The sequence below is a fragment of the Flammeovirga sp. AWQ4_249 genome (assembly GCF_056161045.1).
In genome coordinates this window covers 1-21,342 of sequence record NZ_JBSWYJ010000061.1, presented here as the reverse complement: position 1 = coordinate 21,342, position 21,342 = coordinate 1, and the positions used below count along the sequence as shown (strand labels likewise).

23 protein-coding genes are annotated in these 21,342 nt (G+C 30.3%); 16 read left to right on the top strand and 7 right to left on the bottom strand.

Annotation, left to right across the window (positions count from 1 at the left end; translation table 11 throughout):
* The first annotated feature begins 60 nt into the window (after positions 1-60).
* A complete protein-coding gene (locus tag ACXAHM_RS24400; RefSeq protein WP_474966269.1) occupies positions 61-669 on the top strand; it encodes an acetolactate decarboxylase in 609 nt (202 codons plus the stop codon).
* 286 nt (positions 670-955) lie between these two features.
* Here the strand turns inward: ACXAHM_RS24400 and ACXAHM_RS24395 are convergent, their stop codons facing one another.
* Positions 956-1,111 carry a phage integrase N-terminal SAM-like domain-containing protein gene (locus ACXAHM_RS24395; RefSeq protein WP_474966284.1) on the bottom strand — a complete coding sequence of 52 codons (156 nt, stop codon included), beginning with the start codon at positions 1,109-1,111 and terminating at the stop codon, positions 956-958.
* 254 nt (positions 1,112-1,365) lie between these two features.
* Between ACXAHM_RS24395 and ACXAHM_RS24390 the strand changes: the two genes are divergently transcribed.
* The 9 genes from ACXAHM_RS24390 to ACXAHM_RS24350 all read left to right on the top strand — a co-directional run bounded on the left by ACXAHM_RS24390 (position 1,366) and on the right by ACXAHM_RS24350 (position 7,162).
* The gene (locus ACXAHM_RS24390) at positions 1,366-1,875 is read left to right on the top strand and encodes a hypothetical protein (RefSeq protein ID WP_474966266.1); all 510 of its coding nucleotides are present in this window, start codon (positions 1,366-1,368) and stop codon (positions 1,873-1,875) included.
* Positions 1,876-1,890: 15 nt separating this feature from the next.
* Positions 1,891-2,043 (top strand): hypothetical protein, encoded by a 153-nt coding sequence (locus ACXAHM_RS24385; RefSeq protein ID WP_474966264.1) that lies wholly within the window; start codon positions 1,891-1,893, stop codon positions 2,041-2,043.
* Positions 2,044-2,536: 493 nt separating this feature from the next.
* Complete coding sequence (locus tag ACXAHM_RS24380) at positions 2,537-3,028, top strand: hypothetical protein (protein WP_474966262.1); 492 nt, start codon at positions 2,537-2,539, stop codon at positions 3,026-3,028.
* Between the two features lie 4 nt (positions 3,029-3,032).
* Complete coding sequence (locus ACXAHM_RS24375) at positions 3,033-3,572, top strand: OmpH/Skp family outer membrane protein (RefSeq protein ID WP_474966260.1); 540 nt, start codon at positions 3,033-3,035, stop codon at positions 3,570-3,572.
* Positions 3,573-3,822: 250 nt separating this feature from the next.
* Positions 3,823-4,503, top strand: coding sequence for a tetratricopeptide repeat protein (locus ACXAHM_RS24370; protein ID WP_474966258.1), 681 nt, complete (start codon positions 3,823-3,825; stop codon positions 4,501-4,503).
* A gap of 244 nt (positions 4,504-4,747) precedes the next feature.
* Complete coding sequence (locus tag ACXAHM_RS24365; RefSeq protein WP_474966256.1) at positions 4,748-5,230, top strand: OsmC family protein; 483 nt, start codon at positions 4,748-4,750, stop codon at positions 5,228-5,230.
* 94 nt (positions 5,231-5,324) lie between these two features.
* Positions 5,325-6,239, top strand: coding sequence for a hypothetical protein (locus ACXAHM_RS24360; protein ID WP_474966254.1), 915 nt, complete (start codon positions 5,325-5,327; stop codon positions 6,237-6,239).
* Between the two features lie 163 nt (positions 6,240-6,402).
* Positions 6,403-6,768 carry a hypothetical protein gene (locus ACXAHM_RS24355; protein WP_474966252.1) on the top strand — a complete coding sequence of 122 codons (366 nt, stop codon included), beginning with the start codon at positions 6,403-6,405 and terminating at the stop codon, positions 6,766-6,768.
* A gap of 22 nt (positions 6,769-6,790) precedes the next feature.
* Positions 6,791-7,162, top strand: a complete 372-nt coding sequence (locus tag ACXAHM_RS24350; protein WP_474966250.1) for a hypothetical protein — start codon at positions 6,791-6,793, stop codon at positions 7,160-7,162.
* Between the two features lie 41 nt (positions 7,163-7,203).
* Here ACXAHM_RS24350 and ACXAHM_RS24345 read toward each other — a convergent pair whose 3' ends face one another.
* Genes ACXAHM_RS24345 through ACXAHM_RS24320 form a run of 6 tightly spaced genes read right to left on the bottom strand, consistent with a single transcriptional unit; the run spans position 7,204 to position 13,263 of the window.
* Positions 7,204-8,538 (bottom strand): DUF58 domain-containing protein, encoded by a 1,335-nt coding sequence (locus ACXAHM_RS24345; protein WP_474966248.1) that lies wholly within the window; start codon positions 8,536-8,538, stop codon positions 7,204-7,206.
* A gap of 6 nt (positions 8,539-8,544) precedes the next feature.
* Positions 8,545-9,531, bottom strand: a complete 987-nt coding sequence (locus ACXAHM_RS24340; RefSeq protein ID WP_474966246.1) for an AAA family ATPase — start codon at positions 9,529-9,531, stop codon at positions 8,545-8,547.
* Between the two features lie 2 nt (positions 9,532-9,533).
* Complete coding sequence (locus ACXAHM_RS24335; protein WP_474966244.1) at positions 9,534-10,736, bottom strand: DUF4350 domain-containing protein; 1,203 nt, start codon at positions 10,734-10,736, stop codon at positions 9,534-9,536.
* Entirely contained in the window at positions 10,720-11,427 is a 708-nt protein-coding gene (locus ACXAHM_RS24330) for a hypothetical protein (RefSeq protein WP_474966241.1), read from the bottom strand. The genes ACXAHM_RS24335 and ACXAHM_RS24330 overlap by 17 nt, the downstream gene beginning before the upstream one ends.
* A gap of 35 nt (positions 11,428-11,462) precedes the next feature.
* The gene (locus ACXAHM_RS24325; protein ID WP_474966238.1) at positions 11,463-12,263 is read right to left on the bottom strand and encodes a glycerophosphoryl diester phosphodiesterase membrane domain-containing protein; all 801 of its coding nucleotides are present in this window, start codon (positions 12,261-12,263) and stop codon (positions 11,463-11,465) included.
* 43 nt (positions 12,264-12,306) lie between these two features.
* A complete protein-coding gene (locus ACXAHM_RS24320; RefSeq protein WP_474966235.1) occupies positions 12,307-13,263 on the bottom strand; it encodes a stage II sporulation protein M in 957 nt (318 codons plus the stop codon).
* 51 nt (positions 13,264-13,314) lie between these two features.
* Here ACXAHM_RS24320 and ACXAHM_RS24315 point away from each other — a divergent pair, with 51 nt between their 5' ends.
* The 6 genes from ACXAHM_RS24315 to ACXAHM_RS24290 all read left to right on the top strand — a co-directional run bounded on the left by ACXAHM_RS24315 (position 13,315) and on the right by ACXAHM_RS24290 (position 20,809).
* Positions 13,315-14,046, top strand: a complete 732-nt coding sequence (locus tag ACXAHM_RS24315; RefSeq protein WP_474966233.1) for an RDD family protein — start codon at positions 13,315-13,317, stop codon at positions 14,044-14,046.
* A gap of 95 nt (positions 14,047-14,141) precedes the next feature.
* Positions 14,142-14,714: a hypothetical protein gene (locus ACXAHM_RS24310; protein WP_474966231.1), complete on the top strand. Its 573-nt coding sequence runs from the start codon at positions 14,142-14,144 to the stop codon at positions 14,712-14,714.
* A 233-nt stretch (positions 14,715-14,947) separates the two neighbouring features.
* On the top strand, positions 14,948-17,395 hold the full coding sequence (locus ACXAHM_RS24305; protein ID WP_474966228.1) for a zinc-dependent metalloprotease: 2,448 nt from the start codon (positions 14,948-14,950) through the stop codon (positions 17,393-17,395).
* Between the two features lie 363 nt (positions 17,396-17,758).
* Positions 17,759-19,927 (top strand): catalase/peroxidase HPI, encoded by a 2,169-nt coding sequence (katG, locus tag ACXAHM_RS24300; RefSeq protein WP_474966226.1) that lies wholly within the window; start codon positions 17,759-17,761, stop codon positions 19,925-19,927.
* Between the two features lie 91 nt (positions 19,928-20,018).
* Positions 20,019-20,270: a hypothetical protein gene (locus ACXAHM_RS24295; protein ID WP_474966223.1), complete on the top strand. Its 252-nt coding sequence runs from the start codon at positions 20,019-20,021 to the stop codon at positions 20,268-20,270.
* Positions 20,267-20,809, top strand: a complete 543-nt coding sequence (locus ACXAHM_RS24290; RefSeq protein ID WP_474966220.1) for a DUF4269 domain-containing protein — start codon at positions 20,267-20,269, stop codon at positions 20,807-20,809. The genes ACXAHM_RS24295 and ACXAHM_RS24290 overlap by 4 nt, the downstream gene beginning before the upstream one ends.
* Positions 20,810-21,342 lie beyond the last annotated feature (533 nt).

The following is a 21,342-nucleotide window of genomic DNA, read 5'->3' as shown; positions in this document are numbered from 1 at the left end:
ACGAAAGAAAAAAACACAGCTGAAACAGAATCCTATTCGGACATTAAAATTGTCGGTGCAATGAAAAATGTAATGTGGAAAGGCGAGTTAGGAAGTAGCATTGACCTTGATACCATTTCAGACAAAAATGGACTTTATGGACTTGGACCTGTGAGCTTCTTAACAGGCGAATTGCTCATTAATAATGGAAAGAGCTACGTTTCAAAAGTAACTACTGACTCGACAATGACCGTTGCAAAAACGTTTACCTCTTCTGCCCCTTTCTTTGTTTATGGAAATGTAACGGAATGGAATGAAATTGACTTGCCATCTGACGTTAAGACAATTCAGAATTTAGAGAAATTTATTGACGACAAAACAACTGATTTCAAAAGGCCTTTTGCTTTTAAACTAATCGGACAAGTTTCAAGTGCGATTATTCATATTCAGAATTTGCCCAAAGAAACAAAAGTGTCATCACCAGACGAAGCTCACCAAGGACAGACCAATTACAATATTGAAAATGACGATGCGGAAATAATTGGTTTTTTCTCAACCGAACATAAAGGTGTTTTTACACATCACGACTCATTTTTGCATATGCACTTGATAACAAAAGACGAAAGTAAAATGGGACATTTAGACGAATTAGAAATCGGGAAAATGAAATTATATCTACCGAAAAAATAAAAACTACCGCCAATAATTAGGGCTTAGTTTGGTTTGCAAAGCCAAAAATTAAGCCCTAGTTGAACAATGGCGTTGAAGCCAAAAAATGAGGTAAGAAAAAATTAATTCAAAGTATTCACCACATCACTTTTTGGTTTTGGAGGCGCACGCTGATGAGTAATTCTAGGCATAATTGCCATCGTTCTTTCACTACAGCATGGACATTTTTTTGGATCATAACCTAGTTTTTCTAATGAGATTTTAATCCAGTCCCATTCGATGATTTTTGGCTAATGGAAGTTTCAATTTATTTTTCTTTGAGGGGAAGTAGATAATCATTAATTTGATCATCGGAAAGTTCAAGAGGTACCTTTTTAAAATACAATGATATGCTAGCGATAGTTCTCATGTAGTTATTAAAGGTAGAAGTAGATTTTCCACTCAATATCATGTTCTGATACATTTGATCAAACATGTTTTTAAAATCAGGAACAACACGTTTCGCTTTTTCGACTATCGTTTCTTTTTTTTCATCTTAAATAGCTTAAAAATTTACCATTAAATTAAGATGCAAATATAAGAATACGAGGTCTTTAGCTAGCGGAGCTTTTGTTCAACACTATGTAAAAATGCATTAAAACACATTTTACATTAAACGTTAGCCTTTATTTTAGTATATCCTTTCAATTAGTAATAGAAGATTCTTATTTTTACTATATGGAAAAAAGGTTCATAGAAGTAGAGATAGATAAATTAACGAACTCAATAGAGAATGTTATTACTGGTGATAGTTTCAATACTCAAGTTTTACCAATTACCAGTACAGATATAGAAAAACTAAATCAAGGATGGAACTTTGATTGGAAGGCTGAAAACAATAGTTCTTCTAAAGTTTTTAAATTAGTCATAGAAAACAATGAAAATGTCATCCAAGGTTTAATAGCTTTAAGTTACCATGATGGTTTTGTCTTCGTTGAACTAGTTGAAAGTGCAGATTTTAATATTGGTAGAAATAAAGTATATTTTGGTGTTGCGGGTAATTTATTTGCTTTTGCATGTAAAGAATCGTGGGATCGAGGTGATTATGGCTATGTTGCTTTTAACTCAAAAACAAATTTAATACCTCATTACAATAGGACTTTAGGAGCAAAACAAGTGGGACAATCAAATCAAATGGTAATTGAACCCGAAGATGCAGTTAAATTGTTAAATAGATATTACGGATAAATAATATATAAAATTATGGGATACATTAAAGAACCAAAAGGTGTAACATTAGTTGTTGAAAAAAAACCATTATCATCAGAAGCAGAAAAGTCAATAAAAGATTTTATTCGAAAAAGTAAGAAAAGAAATAAAGAGCTTCTAGATAAATTATCTTTTAGTAAGAAATAAAATATAACAGCAACTAATAAACATTATTCGTAAAGACATAATAATTAGGGCTTAGTTTGGTTTGCAAAGCCAAAAATTAAGCCCTAGTTGAACAATGGCGGTGTAGCCATGAAATGCAGACTTTTATGGAAATTAGGATGGACTTTTCAGTTACTCGGAAGGTCTTTTTTGTGGATACTGTTTTATCTTTCCTCCATTTTATTGTCGAAAATTGAATTATTAGGAGAAATTCTTTCTCTTTTTATGCTAAAAATAGCTCATTTTGAAAAGTCTAGGGTGTTACCTTCCAGGCTTATTTTCATAAGCAAAAAAATGAGGTAAAAAAAATTAATTCAAAGTATCCACCACATCACTTTTTGGTTTTGGAGGTGCACGCTGATGAGTAATTCTAGGCATAATCACCATCGTTCTTTCACCACAGCAGGGACATTTTTATTTCCAACTTAGTACTTTTTTAAAGTGTCTTTATAAAGTCAATAAAGAAATAATAACCATGAAATTAATTCTCACAAGCTCGCTATTTATATTATTCCACTTAAATTCTTTTGGTCAACAAAGTTCAATAGGTTTCATTAATTATAATTTGATTAAAACTGAATTACCAGAATACCATCTATTAAAAGTGAAGTTTGAGGTAAATAAAAAAGTACTTTATGATTCTCTTATTACTTTAGAAAAGAGATATTTTGATGAGTTTTCAAATAGTTGTGTTTTTAATGAAAAGCCCTCTTTTTTAGTAGAGATTGAAAACTTATACGCACAGTTTAAGATCATTGAATTAACTAAAAAATATGATCTCCTTTTTAAGAAATTAAATAGTATTGATATTCAATTTGAAGAGGAATTGAAAGATATATTTATTATCCACTTAGATAAGTATTGTAAACAAAAAAATACTATGGTTATTTTTAAAAATGATGCATTGCTTTATTGTTATTCCACTGTAGATATAACAAATGAATTTCATTCTTTCTTGAAGAATTAAAAGAATGTCATCTCAAATCAAAATACGAATGAATATAGTTGATAGATTAATATATCTAAAGTTTACTCTCTTGATAGCAAGTTTCTTATGCCAAGAATTAGTTGTTTATGGGCAACAAAATATTTCAGTTATAGATCATGATAATGCAATCCTAAATCTTAAGGAATATGATATTTTACAAGCTAATTTATTTGAAACAAAAGAAGTTTATCAAGACTCTATTAAAAGATTAGAAAATAGATTTCAATTTATTTACAATAATCTGTTTAGAGGGTGTTTTATCGCTGAATCTGAAATAAAAAAATTAAGTAAAGAAGTAAATATTTTACATTCTAGACTAAGGAATTTACAGCAAAAGTATGTTGATGAGATTGAACGTTTAAAAAATATAAATTCTGAAATTTTAAATAAAGCTCTTCAAGAAAGGTTGGAAGATTATTGTACTCAAAATCAGTTGGCACTGATAATTGACAAGAAAATAGTATTGTATCATAATAATAATTTAGACCTTACTGATGATTTTATTAAATTTCTAAAACTTTAGATAAACAGTATAAAGCAAACTACCTTAAAAATGAAATACTTTTTTATGTAATACTCTTTGTGGCAATGCGTATCCCATTGTATTTTTTTAGGACAGACATTCCAATTTCTTTAGATCTGAAATCATTTCAACTCCTAACTCCTTGATAATATGAAGTATATATTGTTAAGGGTTTTTATTTTTTCATATTTTTCTTTTTATTTGGTTTGTAAATAGCTTAGATACCTTAACAATTCCTCAAAACTTATTAATGAGACCTTTAGTATTATTATTTGTGATTTTATTCGTTAGTAGTTGTAGCGAAGAAAAAAAACAAAATCGTAAAGCATCAAAATTATTTGATGAAGGAGTTGCTTTAACTATCAGAGCTGAAAATGCTGCTGAAAAAGGTAAAAATGATCAGGCTGAATTGTTTAATACTTTTGCGTTAGAAAAATACGAAGAGACTCTAGCTTTAGATCCTGATCATAAAGGTGCTATTAGTGCTCTTGGACACACTCATTTTTTATTACATGAATACAAAGAAGCAGCTGATTATTATCAAAAGGCTCTTGAAATAAATCCCACAGCTATTTCTTATACGATAGAGTATGCATTAAGTCTTATCAATATTGGAAATACAGAAAAAGGCAAAGAACTACTTGAAAATGCTTTAGAAAGTGATGATAGCCAAGAAACGTTGGATTATGTTGTTTATGGTTTAATGGATATGGGATTATTAGCATTTGAAAATGGTGAACTATACGAAAAGCAAGGAGAAAGTGAAGCAGCGAACCAATACAAAAAATTTGCTATTACATCTTTAATAATTGCTCATGAATTCGACTCAACCAATAATGAAGTGATTACTCATATTGTTGAATTATCAGAAGTTATTGGTGATGATCAAACGGCTGATTACTATAGTAATAGACGATCTGAGAAAGAGTGATTAATTATTAAATTGTCACCTTTAAATTTTAAATAGCGTTAATTTATTTTCACTTGCTGTATTTTTCGTATTACATTCCATTAACATAAATATTTTTAACTCAAATACTTATTACTAATGGAAAAACTACAAAAGTATAATCAGAAAATCTTAGCTATTTCTGGAACAATGTTTCTTTCTGATTGTAAAGCAAACTAAAATTCTGATATATTTATAGACTTAAACAGCAAACTATTTTTTTATTATGAAAAATCATCACTACAATATTACTGTTGAATGGACAGGAAATGAGGGGGAAGGAACAAAAGATTATAAATCATACAATCGAAATCATGAAATCATTGTAGATGGTAAATATGATGTAATTCAAGGTTCTTCAGATCCAGCTTTTTTAGGAGATAAAACAAAATATAACCCTGAAGATTTGTTTTTATCTTCTCTTTCATCATGTCATATGTTGTGGTACTTACACCTTTGTGCTACGAATGGTATTGTGGTGCATTCTTATCATGATAAAGCAACAGGAGTGATGGAAGAAAGTAATGACGGGAGTGGGAAGTTTATTTCTGTGACTTTAAACCCTGAGGTTGTCATTGAAGAGGAACATCTTATTGAAAAAGCCAAAGCATTACATGAAAATGCAAATAAGATGTGTTTCATCGCTAATTCATGTAATTTTGCAATTGAACATTCCCCAATCATTACTGTTAAATCAGTAGAGAATTAGAAAGAATTATTGTTTTTTATTTATATTACGGTAAACATTTTCAAGATCTGAAATTTTTCAGTATCTATTTTTTTATGATTTAAGCAAACAAGTTTTGGAAAAATTAAAACTATACTCTCCATCGGGTAATTTTTCGCCAATTTCATTTTTATTATTTGGATTGGCATCTATCGTTGCATTTCCTTTATTAGGACTCATTTATGCATACGCAATCTGGTACATTCCATTTATTTATATCAACTTCATTTTGGCAGGATGTTTTGGTATTGGAATTAGTATTGTCATCAACCAATTTGTCGTAAAATTTGGCAAAGTGAGAAAGCCTGGTTTAGCTAGGATATTTTCATTTGTCGGAGTTTTGATTGCTTTATATTTTCACTGGGCAGTTTGGGCAGATTTAGTGATGAATGCTGGTGAGTCGTATGGTTCAGACAGAATTGGTGTAACGGTAAGCAATATTAGTTTTCTTCAAGTATTTGGTTTAGCTACTAGTCCAAGTGAATTATTTAATTTGATTGGTATGATCAATGAATATGGCACTTGGGGTATTAGAGGGGCAACAGTAAGTGGTACTTTCTTATCTATAATTTGGGTAATTGAAACATTGATTATTACAATTGCAGGTTTATTAGGTGCATCATCTCAAGCAAGAAAACCATTCTGTGAATTGGAAGATAAATGGTATGATGAAAATGAATTACCTGCCTTTGATTATTTCCTTGAATTTAATTCTACTGTAAAAGCTTTAGCTGAAGGAAACGAAGAAGTATTAAGTACACTATCGTTAGCTTCTAATTTGGAAGGTAATTATACCTTAATCACGCTATACTCTTCAAAGAACAGCGATAACTACATTACCGTTGTAAATAAAGTGGCAAAACTTGATAAAGACGGTAAAGTAGAACATAATGATGAAGTGGAAATTGAATACTTATTTGTCGATAAGAAATTTAAGGACCAATTATTAGCCATTACAACGAATAGTACTGGGGCTACTTCACAAGCATAATGTATTAAAAATTTAACGAAAGGCTTCTTTTAAATCAATTAAGAGAAGCCTTTGTTTTTATCCGTTTTGAAACGAACACTCTCTTATGAAACCTCTCTATTTTCTATGCATTTTCATTTTTTTGAGTTGCCATAATAATCAAACTCAAAATAAAGTGGAACTAATGGGGGAAATTGATTTTACAATAATTGAATTAAAAGATTTTTATAAGTATGAAAATGATAGCAATCTTCTATTTGAGGAGTATTTAGATAGTTTAAATAGAATATCTGATATTTCATTAGAAGAAAGTGAAATGCTAGATCAGCTAAGCTTATTGCATCGAATGGAAATAATTGATAAACCATATCTTTTTCTTAAAAATGAGGCATTAAAAATATATATGATTTCCCTTGATTCTCTACAATTGAAGAAAATGAATCTAGTACAAAAGAATAATCAAAAGAGGAGTATAGATTTTATCATTGAAGGACAATTAATATCTCATAATATATTAATTTGTGAATCAATTAAAGAAATCAAAAATTGACAAAGCAAACTACAAATTCGCAATGACTTTATTAAAAGGAAAAATAAACAGAGCCCAAGTTGTAGATTATTATACTGAAAAGTCTGTAAATGGAGAACTAAATATTTTACAGATCAGAAAGGAGTTAGTTGCCAAAGGTATAGAAGAAGATGAAATTAAAGTAATCATCAAACTAGTAGATAATGCGACAATTGCAGAAGCACTGATTAAAAGCAACAGAACAAAAGGGCGTCAATATATAATTCTAGGTCTATTTATGATCTTAGCTAGTCTTTTTATTACAATTGGGACCTATATTGGAATTTTTGATACTGGAGACTATTTTTATATTATTTATGGTCCAATAGCAGCAGGTATTGGCATTTTCAGAAAAGGTTTATCTTTAAGGAGATAAGAAAAAGGCTTGATTTGTAGTTAAAAATCAAGCCTTTTTTATTAAATCAAACCCCTAGATTTCACTTCTAGATACTTATTTATGGTATCCACTGTCAGTTTTTCTGGCGTACTTAAAATAGTATGTATACCATTCTGTTGAAGTTGTTTTGAAATCATCTTTCGTTCCAAAATATTCTCTTCTTGTAAAGCCTTCACATAGATATCTTCTTTTGTTTCTACACTACCTTTAAGCGATCCAAGAATTTCAGTATCTTCAAAAAGTACGACCACTAATAAGTGCTTTTTCGCTAACCTTTTTAAGTAAGGTAATTTTCTTTCCAAACTCTCTTTATGAAGAATATTTGTAAAGAAAATCAGTAGACTTCTCTGTTTAATTTGATGCTTTAATAATGTAGAGATATTTCCAAAATCAGTCTCTTCATACGATGGTTTTAGATTGTATAAATTTTCTAAAACACCTTGCATTTGAGAAGACTTCCTTTGTGCTTTCAAGAAGCTATAGCTATCATAATTAAAGGCAGATAAACCAATTAAATCTTGTTTGACTTGAGCAATATGAAGTAATACTAAACTAGCATTAATTGCATAATCCAATAAAGTCATTCCATTAAAAGGCATCTTCATACTTCTTCCCATATCAAGAATAGTATAAACTTGTTGTGCTTTTTCATCTTGATAATGATTGACCATTAAACCTTGTGAACGAGCAGTAGCAGTCCAGTTAATGGTTCTGAAGTCATCACCATGAACATACTCTTTGATTTGATCAAACTCTTTTTGCTGTCCAACGCGTCGTACTTTTTTAATTCCGCCTTCCATATGACCAGTATGAAGAGCCATCAATTCAAATTGTTTTAACTTCTGAAAAGAAGGGTAAACCTTTACACTTGAGATTTCAACATCTTGTTTTACTTTTCTTCTGATAATACCTAATCTTGATTTCAAAAATAAAATTAGATCACCAAAAAAATATTCACCACGTTCAGTAGGTCTAATAAAATAAGAAACTTCTCTTTCTTTACCTGGATCTAGTGATATTGGGAAATTTAATCCTCTAAGTTGAAATTCAATTGGCGCCTCATCAATTACCTCAATTGCTAACTTCTGATTACTATTGTTTTCAACATGAATAGAAATTGGATTATTCTCTCCGTTAGATAATCTTTCAGGTGTTTGACGTTCGGCTGTTATCTTCTGTTTTAAGGTAAAAAGTAATATACCATCAAATACCGTCAACATTGAAAAAGACAGCAATAGAATATGCGTTAACCCTAAAAGAAAAGGTATGAAATAGGAGAGTAGGTATAAAAATATTATTACTCCACCTATCTGAAAAAAGCGTTCTGTAAAGAATGTTTGCTTATAAAATTTCATAAAGTATTATCTAGGAACTTCTACACCATGAATGATTTTTTCAATAACACGGTCCATATTTTCACCTTCCATTTCTTTTTCAGCAGTCATAATAAGACGATGTCTGAAGACAGGCTTAATGACATAAGCTATATCATCAGGAGTTACAAAATCTCTACCTTGAAGACATGCCCATGCTTTTGAAGCATTCAATAATGCTACACCTGCTCTTGGAGAAGCTCCCAAATATAAATCACTACTAAGTCTTGTCATTCGAACTAATTTTAAGATATAATCCATTAGTTCATCCTTGACAATTACTCTTTTTGTCAAATCACGAAATTCTTGAAGCTTAGCAGGACTTAATTTATACATGTCATCCATGGCCTCAGTAGGGTCTTGGAATTGATGATGCATTTTTAAGACTTCTAATTCATCTTGCTCTTCTGGGTAACTTAAATCTATCTTGAAAAGGAAACGGTCCAACTGAGCTTCTGGAAGAGGATAAGTTCCTTCTTGTTCCACAGGATTTTGTGTACCTACCACTAAAAACGGACGTGGCATTTTATATTGAATACCATCATAAGTAATTTGTCTTTCTTCCATTACCTCAAATAATGAAGATTGCGTTTTAGCAGGCGCACGATTGATCTCGTCAGCCAAAATGATATTTCCAAAAATTGGCCCTTTTTTAAACTCAAATGCGTTTGTAGAGGCGTTGAAGATATTTGTACCTATTACATCAGAAGGCATTAAATCTGGAGTGAATTGTACACGCGAATATTTACCTTCAATCAGATGTGCTAAAGTTTTCGCTGTTAACGTTTTTGCCACGCCTGGTACGCCCTCTAATAGGACATGTCCATCAGCTAAAATAGCCGTTAAAAGTAAGTCTACAGTTTTTTTCTGTCCTTTAACAACTTTATTAATTCCTTCTCTGAGTAAATTAAGTTCCTCAATTAGAGATGAAGTATCAATTCTATTTTCGAAGTTGTTTATTATATTTTCTTCCATATCTATATTTCTTTTTTATAAAATTCGTCTAATAGTTTATTTGCTTCCACAAAACCAACATTTGAGATGGGTGAATTAATTTCTTTATCGATTTTAGAAATTAGTCTTCTTAATTCACTTTCTTCTATTCCAGTTCTAAAAGCTAAAATTTTAATGTTATTATCAATGTCACCATCTAAAAGGTTTACATGATATTTATTTTTTATATGATGAATCAAAAACCTCTTTCTCTTTGATAAGATGTTTGGATTATCATTATGATCAAGATAAAGTTGTCCTAATGTCTTGATATATTCCATACTATCATTCGTTGGAGGGAAAATCTCTGGGATAGCTCTTTGTTCTCTCTTAGATTGGAATATTAAATAGATAAATATTAATGCAAGGATTAAATAAGTAGCTTCTTTAATACCATCTTTTGTTAATACTACTCGTAACGGTGAACTTTGTCCAACTCTTCCTCTTGTATGATATTCAGTACGAATATAATTTCCTTCAGGAAGTGCACTAATTATTTCACTCACTAATTGATGATTTTCATCTTTCAATAGGGCAATATTTGTAAGGATTTTTGGAGTGGACAAAAGGTAAATTGCTCCTTTGCCAACTTTAGTTTTTATAAAAACTGGAAAACCATGATCATGTGTAGCTAAAACTTCTGTATTTAAAGTATCATAGCTTTCAAAAGTATTCATTATTTCAAAATCAGAGAAATAACCATCCTTTCCATTTGATGAAATACATAATGTATCTATGGTAACATTAGCATTATTATCAATGGCTATATCTTTCAGCTTTAAAGTCTTCTCATAAGTGGTGATAAACTTTAAAGTATCTTCAAATTCATAATCAAAATATTCTGCAGCAATAAAAATTGATCTTCCTTTTTTTGCTTCATCTAGTAATATTTTTAAAGATGTTTCATCTGTACTAAATTCATCACCGATAACAATTAAATTCTTATCAGAATACTCCTGAGATAAAGAATCATAAATTTCATAGGGCGTTAGCCTTACGTTTTGAATAGTAATATTTAAGGGAGAACCTTTAATAATTTCATCTAAAGCTTTAGTACCATATGGATCTTTGGAATCTGATTTATAATGAGCATTCCAATTGATTTCTTCTTTTTGTGATAGTGCTAATACAAGATATAATAGAATAGCAATACCTAGAAAAATATATTGTTTATAAGACTTTTTCATATTGATTAATTGCTATCTCTAACTCGTTGAACAAAGGTTTTAGTTGTAAACAGATTTCTTCATTAGCATCAAATTCACCATACCAACAATACTGAAAATAGGTACCAATAGTATTAAATGGATTTTTAATGTCATCTGATTTCAACTGAAAAAGAATATCATTATGGTGATCTACTTTTTTCAAATTAATAATGCCTTTTTGATCAAGTTTTTCAATTGAAATTAGATAATAAAGATGTACAATTTCATGGTAGTCATTATTAGCAATTGCATCTTTCAGTTGAGTACTCAAAGGAATTGTTGTTTCTTTTTTAGAATAAATTCCTTTCATATTTTTATAGTTTACTTTTTCATTATTAGAGAAAATAAATAACTTATTAGCTTTTAGAATAAGATATAATCCCCAAAAAATACAGACAATAATGCCTGTCCAAAAGAGAAAACCAAGAAATGGAAAATCCAGTTTTACATCCTTGTCAAAAAATTGAGAAAAAAAGTCATTCAACCATAAATTAATGACATCCCAAATCGATTGTTGGTTTTGTGGTAAAACGTAGTGATAATCTTCGTTTTCTTGAAGTGATTTCACTGTTTCTTCATTAAAGCCCCTTTCTTGAGCATTTAAAATAATACTACAAGAAAGGGATAATAGGAAGAAATATAGTTTTGCTGAATAGTTTCTAAATTTCACTATAAATCTTTAAGTAATTCTTTTATAATAATATATTAAAGAGCTTCTAACTCTTTTAATACACTTGTTGCTTCTTTTTCCTCTTTTATTGAAAGGTAATTAGTACAAATACCAATGTGAAGTAAAGTTGCAATAATAGGAGAGACTACACCATTGGCCAATGCAAAAAACATTGATACAATCTTTAATGTAGAAGACATATCTTGCATAATTAGAGTATCTCCTAACATAGCAGGAATTGTAGGAAGAAGATTAAAGACAATAGAAACAATACCAAATATTAGGTATAAAACTACATTGTAGAAAAACGTATTCCACCATTTATTTTTTATCAATTTAGAACTTTTACTAATTGCTTCTCCAATAGATTTGTCTTCAAAAATGATAACAGGCATAATAAAAGACCAAGATATCATAATGAAAATACCTGGGATTACAAAAAATAATGTAGCCAAACCGACCATGAATCCGTAAAGTATTAGAGCACCGAAAATTTTACCTGAGTATTTTTTACTTACTTCTTTAATGTTATTGACATTGAATTCAACGTTCGGATCGATATATACTTTAACTAGACCAAAAGCCATACTAGTCAAGAAAGTATTTCCTATTAGTATTAATAAGGTTCCAAATAGTCTAACAAATGTACCATCACCTTCTGAGATGAAAATTTCTGAAGCAGTTTGAATCACTGATCCCATAATATAAAAAGGGATACACAATGAAAGAGCAGCAGAGAAGATTGTTTTAAAATTGGACTTCCAAAAATCGAATGACAATTCAATTTTATCACCAATACCTCTTACTTGGTTAAAGTCAAAAACTTTAGAGTTCATAATAGTTTAATTATAATTAATTATAAAAAATATTCTATTTTGTTTAAGATGTTACTTTCTTATAGATCTTGTAAGAATAATAGAAATAATAATAAAGAATAAATGCCATAGAAGATAGGATAAAAAATAACCTAATCGCTAAGGGCCAATCTACCTGTCTTGTTACAAATCCTTCTAAAAAGCCAGCAATTATAAAGATTGGAATTAATCCAATTACTATTTTCAATCCTTTTTTTCCTCCATCACGTAAACTATCCATTCTTGTTTTATTTTTGGGAAATAATAATGCATCTCCTAAAACGAAGCCAGCACCACCTGCAAATACAATCGCTGTAATTTCTAGTGTACCGTGCGTCCAAATACTTAATAACGATTCTTGAAGAACGCCATGTTCGTAAAAGAAATATTGAAAAGCCCCAAGCATTACACCATTCCTAAAAAGTAAAAAACCAGTCCCTAAGCTTGTGAAAATGCCAAAAACAAAGGCAAAAAAGGAGACTTGAATATTATTTTTTGTGATCTGATAAAACATTTCAAAATGTCCTCCAGAAGCATAAATATCCATTGGTTTACCTTTAGCAATATTATCTAGAGTAAGATTGACATAGGCATCGCCAAGTATCAACCGAACAAACTCACCATCATGATAAGCTGAAAATGCACCGATGATTGTGCTAAATAAAAAAACAAGAAAAGCATAAAATATCTGTTTCCGATTATTCATCATTTCGAATGGAACTTCTTCCATCCAAAATGTTCTGAATCGAGATGTTTTTTCTTTTTTACCTGTATAAATCTTTTCGTGATATTTAATGGAAAGATTATTTAAATACAGAGTTAGTTCACTTCCTGGATAAAAAGTTTGCGCATACGATAAGTCGTCACTTAATGACTTATAATAAGATGCCAATACGTCTGGAGAAGAGGTAATATTCCCAATTTCTCCCTCAATAGTTTGCCATTTATCCTGATTTTTTAGAATAAATATAGGTTCTTTCATAAAAAATTGCTTTGTTGTCACAATATATCACAATTTTTTAAGAGCAAAAAGATGTCATCAATTTCTTTTCAGAACAGTCAAAACGTTAATATACAATTTCAAAAAGCAACTATAACATCTAGGATTGGAGCATTTCTAATTGATACTGTTATGCTTGTCGCATTTTTTGGGTTTCCATTTTTATTTATAGATGATTACGAAACTGCAGCATTAATATGGTTAGCCATTGTGGGTATTGTTTCACTTATGTATCATCTCGTATGTGAAACATTTCTAGATGGACAATCATTAGGAAAAAAGGCGATGAAAATCAAAGTTGTTTCTATGGATGGTCGTTCAATTACATTTTCTCAATTAGTATTGAGATGGTTATTTCGTTTTGTAGATATAGCTTTATTACAAGGAATTATAGCCGTTTTAACGATTTTAATAGGAGGTAAAGGACAAAGAGTAGGAGATATTGTAGCAGGAACATTGGTTATATCACTAGATGAAGATACAAATGCTGGATCTTTTTCAATTCCTAAATTTGAAGATGATTACGAGCCAGTCTTTTTTCAAGCAAGTTCTTTGAATCAAAAACAATTAGATCTTATCAAAAAGACTTTAAAGTTAGACTATTCAACAGATCACCTTATTGTTATTTATAAAGTTGAAAATAAGTTGAAAGAACAATTAATGATAGAACAGACTACTTTAAAACATAAAAACTTCTTAAGACAACTACTCAATGATTATTATTATTTAACGATAAAATCTCAAGAACAACAAGTTAAGTTTTAACTAGGTTGTTTTATTTAATAGTACCTTAATAGGTCTAGCCATGTAAAAATTAGTTAGACCTTTTTATAAAGCATTTTATCTAAACTTTTCTAACAATGAAGCAAACATTAATAACAGTATTTTTTAACCTTTTGATTACTTCTTTATTTGGACAAAATTCTAGAGAATTTATTATCAAAAGTTCATCTCCTAACGATATAGGTGTAAAAGTTTTTGGTGAGATATCAGTACCATTGAATGATTACATTCCAAAAGTTAAAATTAGAACCAATGAAGGAAAAGAAAAGTATACAGCAAATGAAGTAAGTTATTTTTCAGCAGATAATGTAGAATTTGTTAGTGTTCCTGGTAAAGGTGAAAAGAGAGTTTTTGCAAAAGTAGTTACATTTGGAGAAATCAAGTTAGCGGTTTATGATCTAAAAAAGGCAAATAAAGGAAATGTTTATGTTAATAATTTATCATTCATTTATCCAAGAAATTACTATATCAAGACGAATGATATGGAAGATTATATAATGATTCCCAAAGATGTCAACGATTATCAACCCGTTCTTGGACTTATTTTAAAAAATTATCGTGATATCTATATTTTAATAGAACAAAAAAAAGTTACTGAATTACAATTGATCGAATGGATAAAAGGATATAACAGGAGATCTTATTTTTAGGTTTTTCTTACTTAATTTCCTTATTCTTTAAAAAATTAATTAACTGATTCCACTTACTAATAAATTAGTATAAATTCATTTAAACAAATATTTACAGGGTAATATAAATTATCTAATATATCAATGTAATATGATCTGAAAACATTGTACTATTCTTATTAGATTTTTTACTTAACATATTTTTTGAAACTTTCTCATATCTTTGCAGAATTATCAATCATTATTTAAACGAAATGAAAAATAACTTCCGATTTTTTCTATTGTTCGCAGTGGTTGGATCTTTAAGTTTTAATTCTTTTGCCCAAAAGAAGAAGAAAAAGAAAAAAGACCAGACTGAACAAACTGAACAAGCACCAAAAAAAGACAAAGATGCCTTAAAAGGATATTCTGAAATTATCACTGATAAAGCAGTATCTGATGAAGGCCTATTTACAACACATAAAGTAGGAGATAAATACTACTTTGAGATTAAAAATGACTTATTAGAGAAAGAAATTTTAGTAGTAAGTAGAATTTCTGGTCATGTTCAAGGATTAAACTTTGGTGGTGCGGGTATGAAATCTAGACCACAACAAGTAATTCGTTGGCAAAGACAAGATAAAAAAATCCTTTTAAGATCAGTTTCATACAATAGTGTAGCAAGTTTAGAGGATCCAATATATAAATCTGTCGTAAACAATAACTTTGAGCCTATCATCCAAACTTTTAAGTTGGAGACTATTGCAGAAGATTCATCATCTGTAGTTATTGATGTTACTTCATTATTTACAAGTGATGTTCCTATGTTAGGAGCATTAAGAGATTCTGAAAGAAAACGCTTTGGAATCAAAGGTTTAGATTCAAAAAGAAGTATAGTCACTTCTATGAAATCTTTCCCTAAAAATGTGGAAGTAAGACATGTATTAACGTATAAAGGAGATAAATTACCAGACAATCAATTGACGAAAACATTATCAATTGAAATGAATCAATCATTTATCGAGTTACCAGAAAAAAAATGGCAACCTCGTTATTATGATCCACGAGTAGGTTATTTCTCATTACAGCAAACAAATTATAGCTTAAATGAGCAAAAAGCAGCTACTCAAAGATTCATCACGAGATGGAGATTAGAACCAAAAGATTGGGATGCCTATAGAAAAGGAGAACTTGTTGAGCCTGTAAAACCAATCGTATATTATATCGATCCTGCTACTCCTGTTAAATGGAGAAAGTATATCAAGAGTGGTGTAGAAGCATGGCAAGAATCATTCGAGAAAGCTGGCTTTAAAAATGCAATAATTGCAAAAGATGCTCCTACAAAAGAAGAAGACCCAGAGTGGAGCCCAGAAGATGTACGTTATTCCGTAATCAGATATATTACAACACCTATTCAAAATGCTCAAGGACCTCACGTTCATGATCCAAGAACTGGTGAAATCTTAGAATCAGATATTTTATGGTACCATAATGTTATGAAACTTCTAAGAAACTGGTGTTTAATCCAAACAGGTGCAGTAAATCCATCAGCTCAAAAAGCAAAGTTTGATGATGAATTAATGGGTAAATTAATCGAATTTGTAGCTACTCACGAAGTTGGACATACTTTAGGTTTACCTCACAATATGGGTTCTAGTAGCAACTATACAGTGAAGCAATTAAGAACTCCTGGTTTCGTACAAGAAAATGGTGTAGCTCCATCAATTATGGATTATGCTCGTATGAACTACGTTGCACAGCCAGAAGATAAAGGTGTAGGATTATATCCAATCATTGGACCTTATGATAAATGGTCAATTGAATATGGTTATAAATTAACGGAAGTTAAAACTGCTTTAGAAGAGAAGCCAATATTAAATACATGGATTAAAGAAAAAGCAGGTAACCCTTGGTTCAGATTTGGAGCACAACAATGGCAAGTAATTGATCCATCATCTCAAACTGAAGATTTATCAGACGATGCAATGGAAGCAAGTACTCTAGGTATCAAAAACTTAGAGCGAATTGTACCTCAACTAATCCAATGGACACAGAGAGATGGTTATTTCTATGATGATTTAGAAGAACTATATCTAAATGTTGTTTCTCAATACAACAGATATATGGGTCACGTTTATAACAATGTAGGTGGTGTAATCATTAACCCTAAAACAACTGAACAAGCTGGGGATGTTTATGTTCCTGTTGTAAAGGAAAAGCAAAAAAGAGCTGTGAAATTCTTAAATGAAGAATTATTTGCAACTCCATCATGGTTAATCAATAAAGACGTATTAAATAAGATTGAATACTCAGGAAATGTTGAGCAAATTCAAAAATTACAAACACGTACATTAACAGGATTATTAAGTGATTCACGTCAAATCAGAATGATTAACAATGAAGCACTTAATGGATCAAATGCTTATTCTATTTTAGAATTAAATGAGGATTTGAGAAAATCAATTTGGAGTGAAATTGTTTCAACCAAGAAAATTGATACTTACAGAAGAGATCTTCAAAGAGTTCATATTGATATTCTAATTAAAAAATTAAACGATAGCAAGGATACAAATTATGATATCCAAGCTGTATCTCGTTTAGAATTATCAAAAATTCAAAAGGCAGTAAAGTCAGCAAAAAATAGATACCGTTCTACTTCTATGGAAGCGGCTCATTTAGCTGATATTCAAGCTAGAATTGAAGATGCTTTTGATAAAAAGTAAGTTATTTTTAATCTTAAAAAAGAAGCTGTCACATTTATTTGTGATGGCTTTTTTTGTATCCGAAAATTATGGAAATATAAAAAATATCTAAAGCACTTATCTTTCAAAAAACTAAGTAAAGCATAATATTTTTATCTAATTCAATTTAATCCCTATTGTAAGAAATACAGAGTGAATTATTATTCTTCAATTTTGAAGTTTTTTTATAAAATAATAGTAAGAATTTCATCAGAATTTCTAAATTGTATACATATTTTATTAACAGTCAAAGTTTTGTGAATTTTCTTCCATTCCCAAAAACAACTTATGGAACCGAAAGTTATACAAACAAGCAGTAAATAATAGACACATAAATAACTAATTATGGATAACTCAACACAAGGGAAATGCCCATTTCACCATGGCGCAAACTCAAAAGAAGAAAACAATGTATTGGATTGGTGGCCTAAATCACTAAATCTAGATATCCTGAGTCAACATGATACAAAAACAAATCCATATGGAGACGACTTCGATTACGCTGAAGCTTTTAAATCACTAGATTTAGAAGCAGTTAAGACTGATTTAAAAAATCTAATGACTGATAGTCAAGATTGGTGGCCTGCCGATTGGGGACATTATGGTGGATTAATGATCCGTATGGCATGGCATGTAGCAGGTACTTATAGAGTAGCTGATGGAAGAGGAGGTAGTAATACAGGTAATCAAAGATTTGCACCTCTGAATAGTTGGCCTGATAATGCTAACTTAGATAAAGCTAGAAGATTATTATGGCCTGTAAAAAAGAAATATGGTAATAAATTATCATGGGGCGACTTAATGATCCTAGCTGGTAATATGGCTTATGAATCTATGGGTTTTAAAACTTTCGGCTTCTCTGGAGGACGAGAGGATATATGGCATCCTGAAAAAGATATTTATTGGGGACAGGAAAAAGATTGGTTAGGAAAAGATAGATATAGTAAAAAAGGAGATAGTGAATCCTTAGAAAATCCATTAGCTGCAGTACAAATGGGACTCATTTATGTAAATCCCGAAGGTGTAGATGGTGTTGCGGATCCTGCAAGAACAGCACATGATGTTCGATCTACATTTGCTAGGATGGCAATGAATGATGAAGAAACGGTGGCTTTAACAGCAGGTGGACATACTGTGGGTAAAGCCCATGGTAATGGAGATGCAAGTAAGCTAGGGCCTGAACCTGAAGGGGGCGATATTAAGGATCAAGGCTTTGGTTGGATGAATCCTGAAGGGAATGGTGCTCATGCAGTCACTAGTGGATTAGAAGGAGCATGGACAACTACTCCAGATAAATGGAATAAAACGTATTTCCATCTTTTACTAAATTATGAATGGGAATTAAAAAAGAGTCCCGCAGGAGCAAATCAATGGGAACCTATCAATATCAAGGAAGAAGATATGCCTGTTGATGCTCATGATGCAAGTGTAAAAAGAAATCCAATTATGACGGATGCGGATATGGCAATGAAAGTAGATCCTGCATACCGTAAGATTTCTGAAAAATTCCATAATGACCATGACTACTTCAAAGATGTATTTGCTAGAGCTTGGTTTAAGTTAACACACAGGGATTTAGGTCCAAAATCTAGATATCTTGGCGCAGATGTTCCAACAGAGGATTTAATTTGGCAAGACCCAATTCCTAGTGTTGATTATTCACTTTCTGAAGCAGAAGTTGAAGATATCAAAACTAAAATTCTAAACTCTGGATTATCACACACAGAATTGATTAATACAGCGTGGGATAGTGCTAGGACCTACAGAGGATCTGACTATAGAGGAGGAGCCAATGGAGCAAGAATTAGGTTAGCTCCACAAAAAGATTGGGTTGGAAATGAACCCGAAAGATTACAAAAAGTACTATCCAAATTAGAAGAGATTCAAAATACTTTATCTACAAAAGTAAGTATTGCTGATTTGATTGTATTGGGTGGTACCGCTGCAGTTGAAAAAGCTGCTCAAGCAGTTAATCCATCTTTTAAAGTAGCCTTCAATCCAGGTAGAGGAGATGCTAAGCCAGAGATGACAGATGCAGATTCCTTTGAAGTGTTAGAGCCTATACATGATGGCTTTAGAAATTGGCAGAAAGAACATTATGCTGTAAAACCTGAAGAGTTATTACTTGATAAAGCACAGTTGTTAGGGTTAACAGCTCCAGAAATGACAGTGCTGATTGGTGGTATGCGTGTTCTTGGAACAAATTATGGTGGTTCTAAAGATGGAGTCTTTACGGATAATGTTGGAACATTGAGTAATGACTTTTTTGTAAATCTTACAGATATGAACAATTCATGGGATCCAGTAGGAGAAAATTTATACAATGTTACCGATAGGAAATCAAAAACTGTAAAATGGACGGCAACAAGAGCAGACCTTATTTTTGGTTCAAATTCAGTTTTGAGAGCATACAGTGAGTTTTATGCTCAAGACGATAATAAAGAGAAGTTTGTAGCTGATTTTATTAAAGCTTGGGAAAAAGTCATGAATGCTGATAGATTTGATCTTTCATAATCTTTCAAATGTATATTTTAAAGTGTATTGCTTGTTAAGATTCAGGTAATACACTTTTTTTATATATTATTAATCTTATTGTAATACTATTATGTTTATTGAATTAGAAGTAAAAACAGCGATGATTGATCATGGTTTTGATGAAAATAATCAAGAAATTTTAGATCACATTGTCGAAAATGAATTTACTAGGAAAATTATTGCTTTAGATAGAATCAGATCGATTAGTAGACAATATATTTTAGTATCATCTTCACATGGAAGACAAATGTATTGGGAATATAATTGTACTATGGATGAATTAAAACAAAGGTTACAAAAGGCAGGGCTAATCATTACATGATTGATTATAAAAAAAATAAATTTTTAAAATTAGACTATTTAAAAGAAGGGAATTCAAGGCAAAAGAAGGCATTTGAAACATTAATTTCTAATGATATCTTCAATCTTCTTGAAGATTTTGATCCTATTTTAACAGGTACAATTCCTATAGAAATAGATATTTCAAAAAGTGACCTAGATATTATATGTAATGTTAAAAATCATGAAGCTTTTCAGGGTTTACTTAAACAATCATTCAGTGGGAATGATAAATTCAAGATAAATATTAATAGTGATATACAACCTGAATGTACTGTAGCTAATTTTTACATTAATGGTTTTGACATTGAAATTTTTGGTCAAAACAAACCTACGATAGATCAAAATGCATATAAACATATGCTTATTGAGTATCAGATTCTTAAAATAAAAGGAACGGCTTTTAAGAATGAAATAATTCAAATGAAAAAAGAAGGTTTAAAAACAGAACCAGCTTTTGCAAAATTATTGGGAATAAAAGGTGATCCTTACATCGAATTATTAAAATATTCAGATTGGTAATTTTTTTTACCAATGAAAATATTTTTTCTAACAATGATATTTATTTGAAATGCTGACCTTTGTGATGTGATAATGATAAAAACAGAACACATTTAACAACTGTCTAAATAATATCATTAATATAAGGTTTTAAGTTTGAAAATAGGTTGGTACTTATGTACCGTAGAAAGGAGGGATGTCATTGACGTCCCTTTTTTGTTTAGTAAAAATTGAATTGAAATTTTTTTTACCAATGAAAATATTTTTTCTACCAATGATATTTATTTGAAATGCTGACCTTTGTAATGTGATAATGATAAAAACAGAACACATTTAACAACTGTCTACACAATATCATTAATATAAGGTTTTAAGTTTGAAAATAGGTTGGTACTAATGTACCGTTGAAAGGAGGGATGTCATTGACGTCCCTTTTTTATTTAGAAAAAATCGAATTGAAATTTTTTTTACCAATGAAAATATTTTTTCTACCAATGATATTTATTTGAAATGCTGACCTTTGTAATGTGATAATGATAAAAACAGAACACATT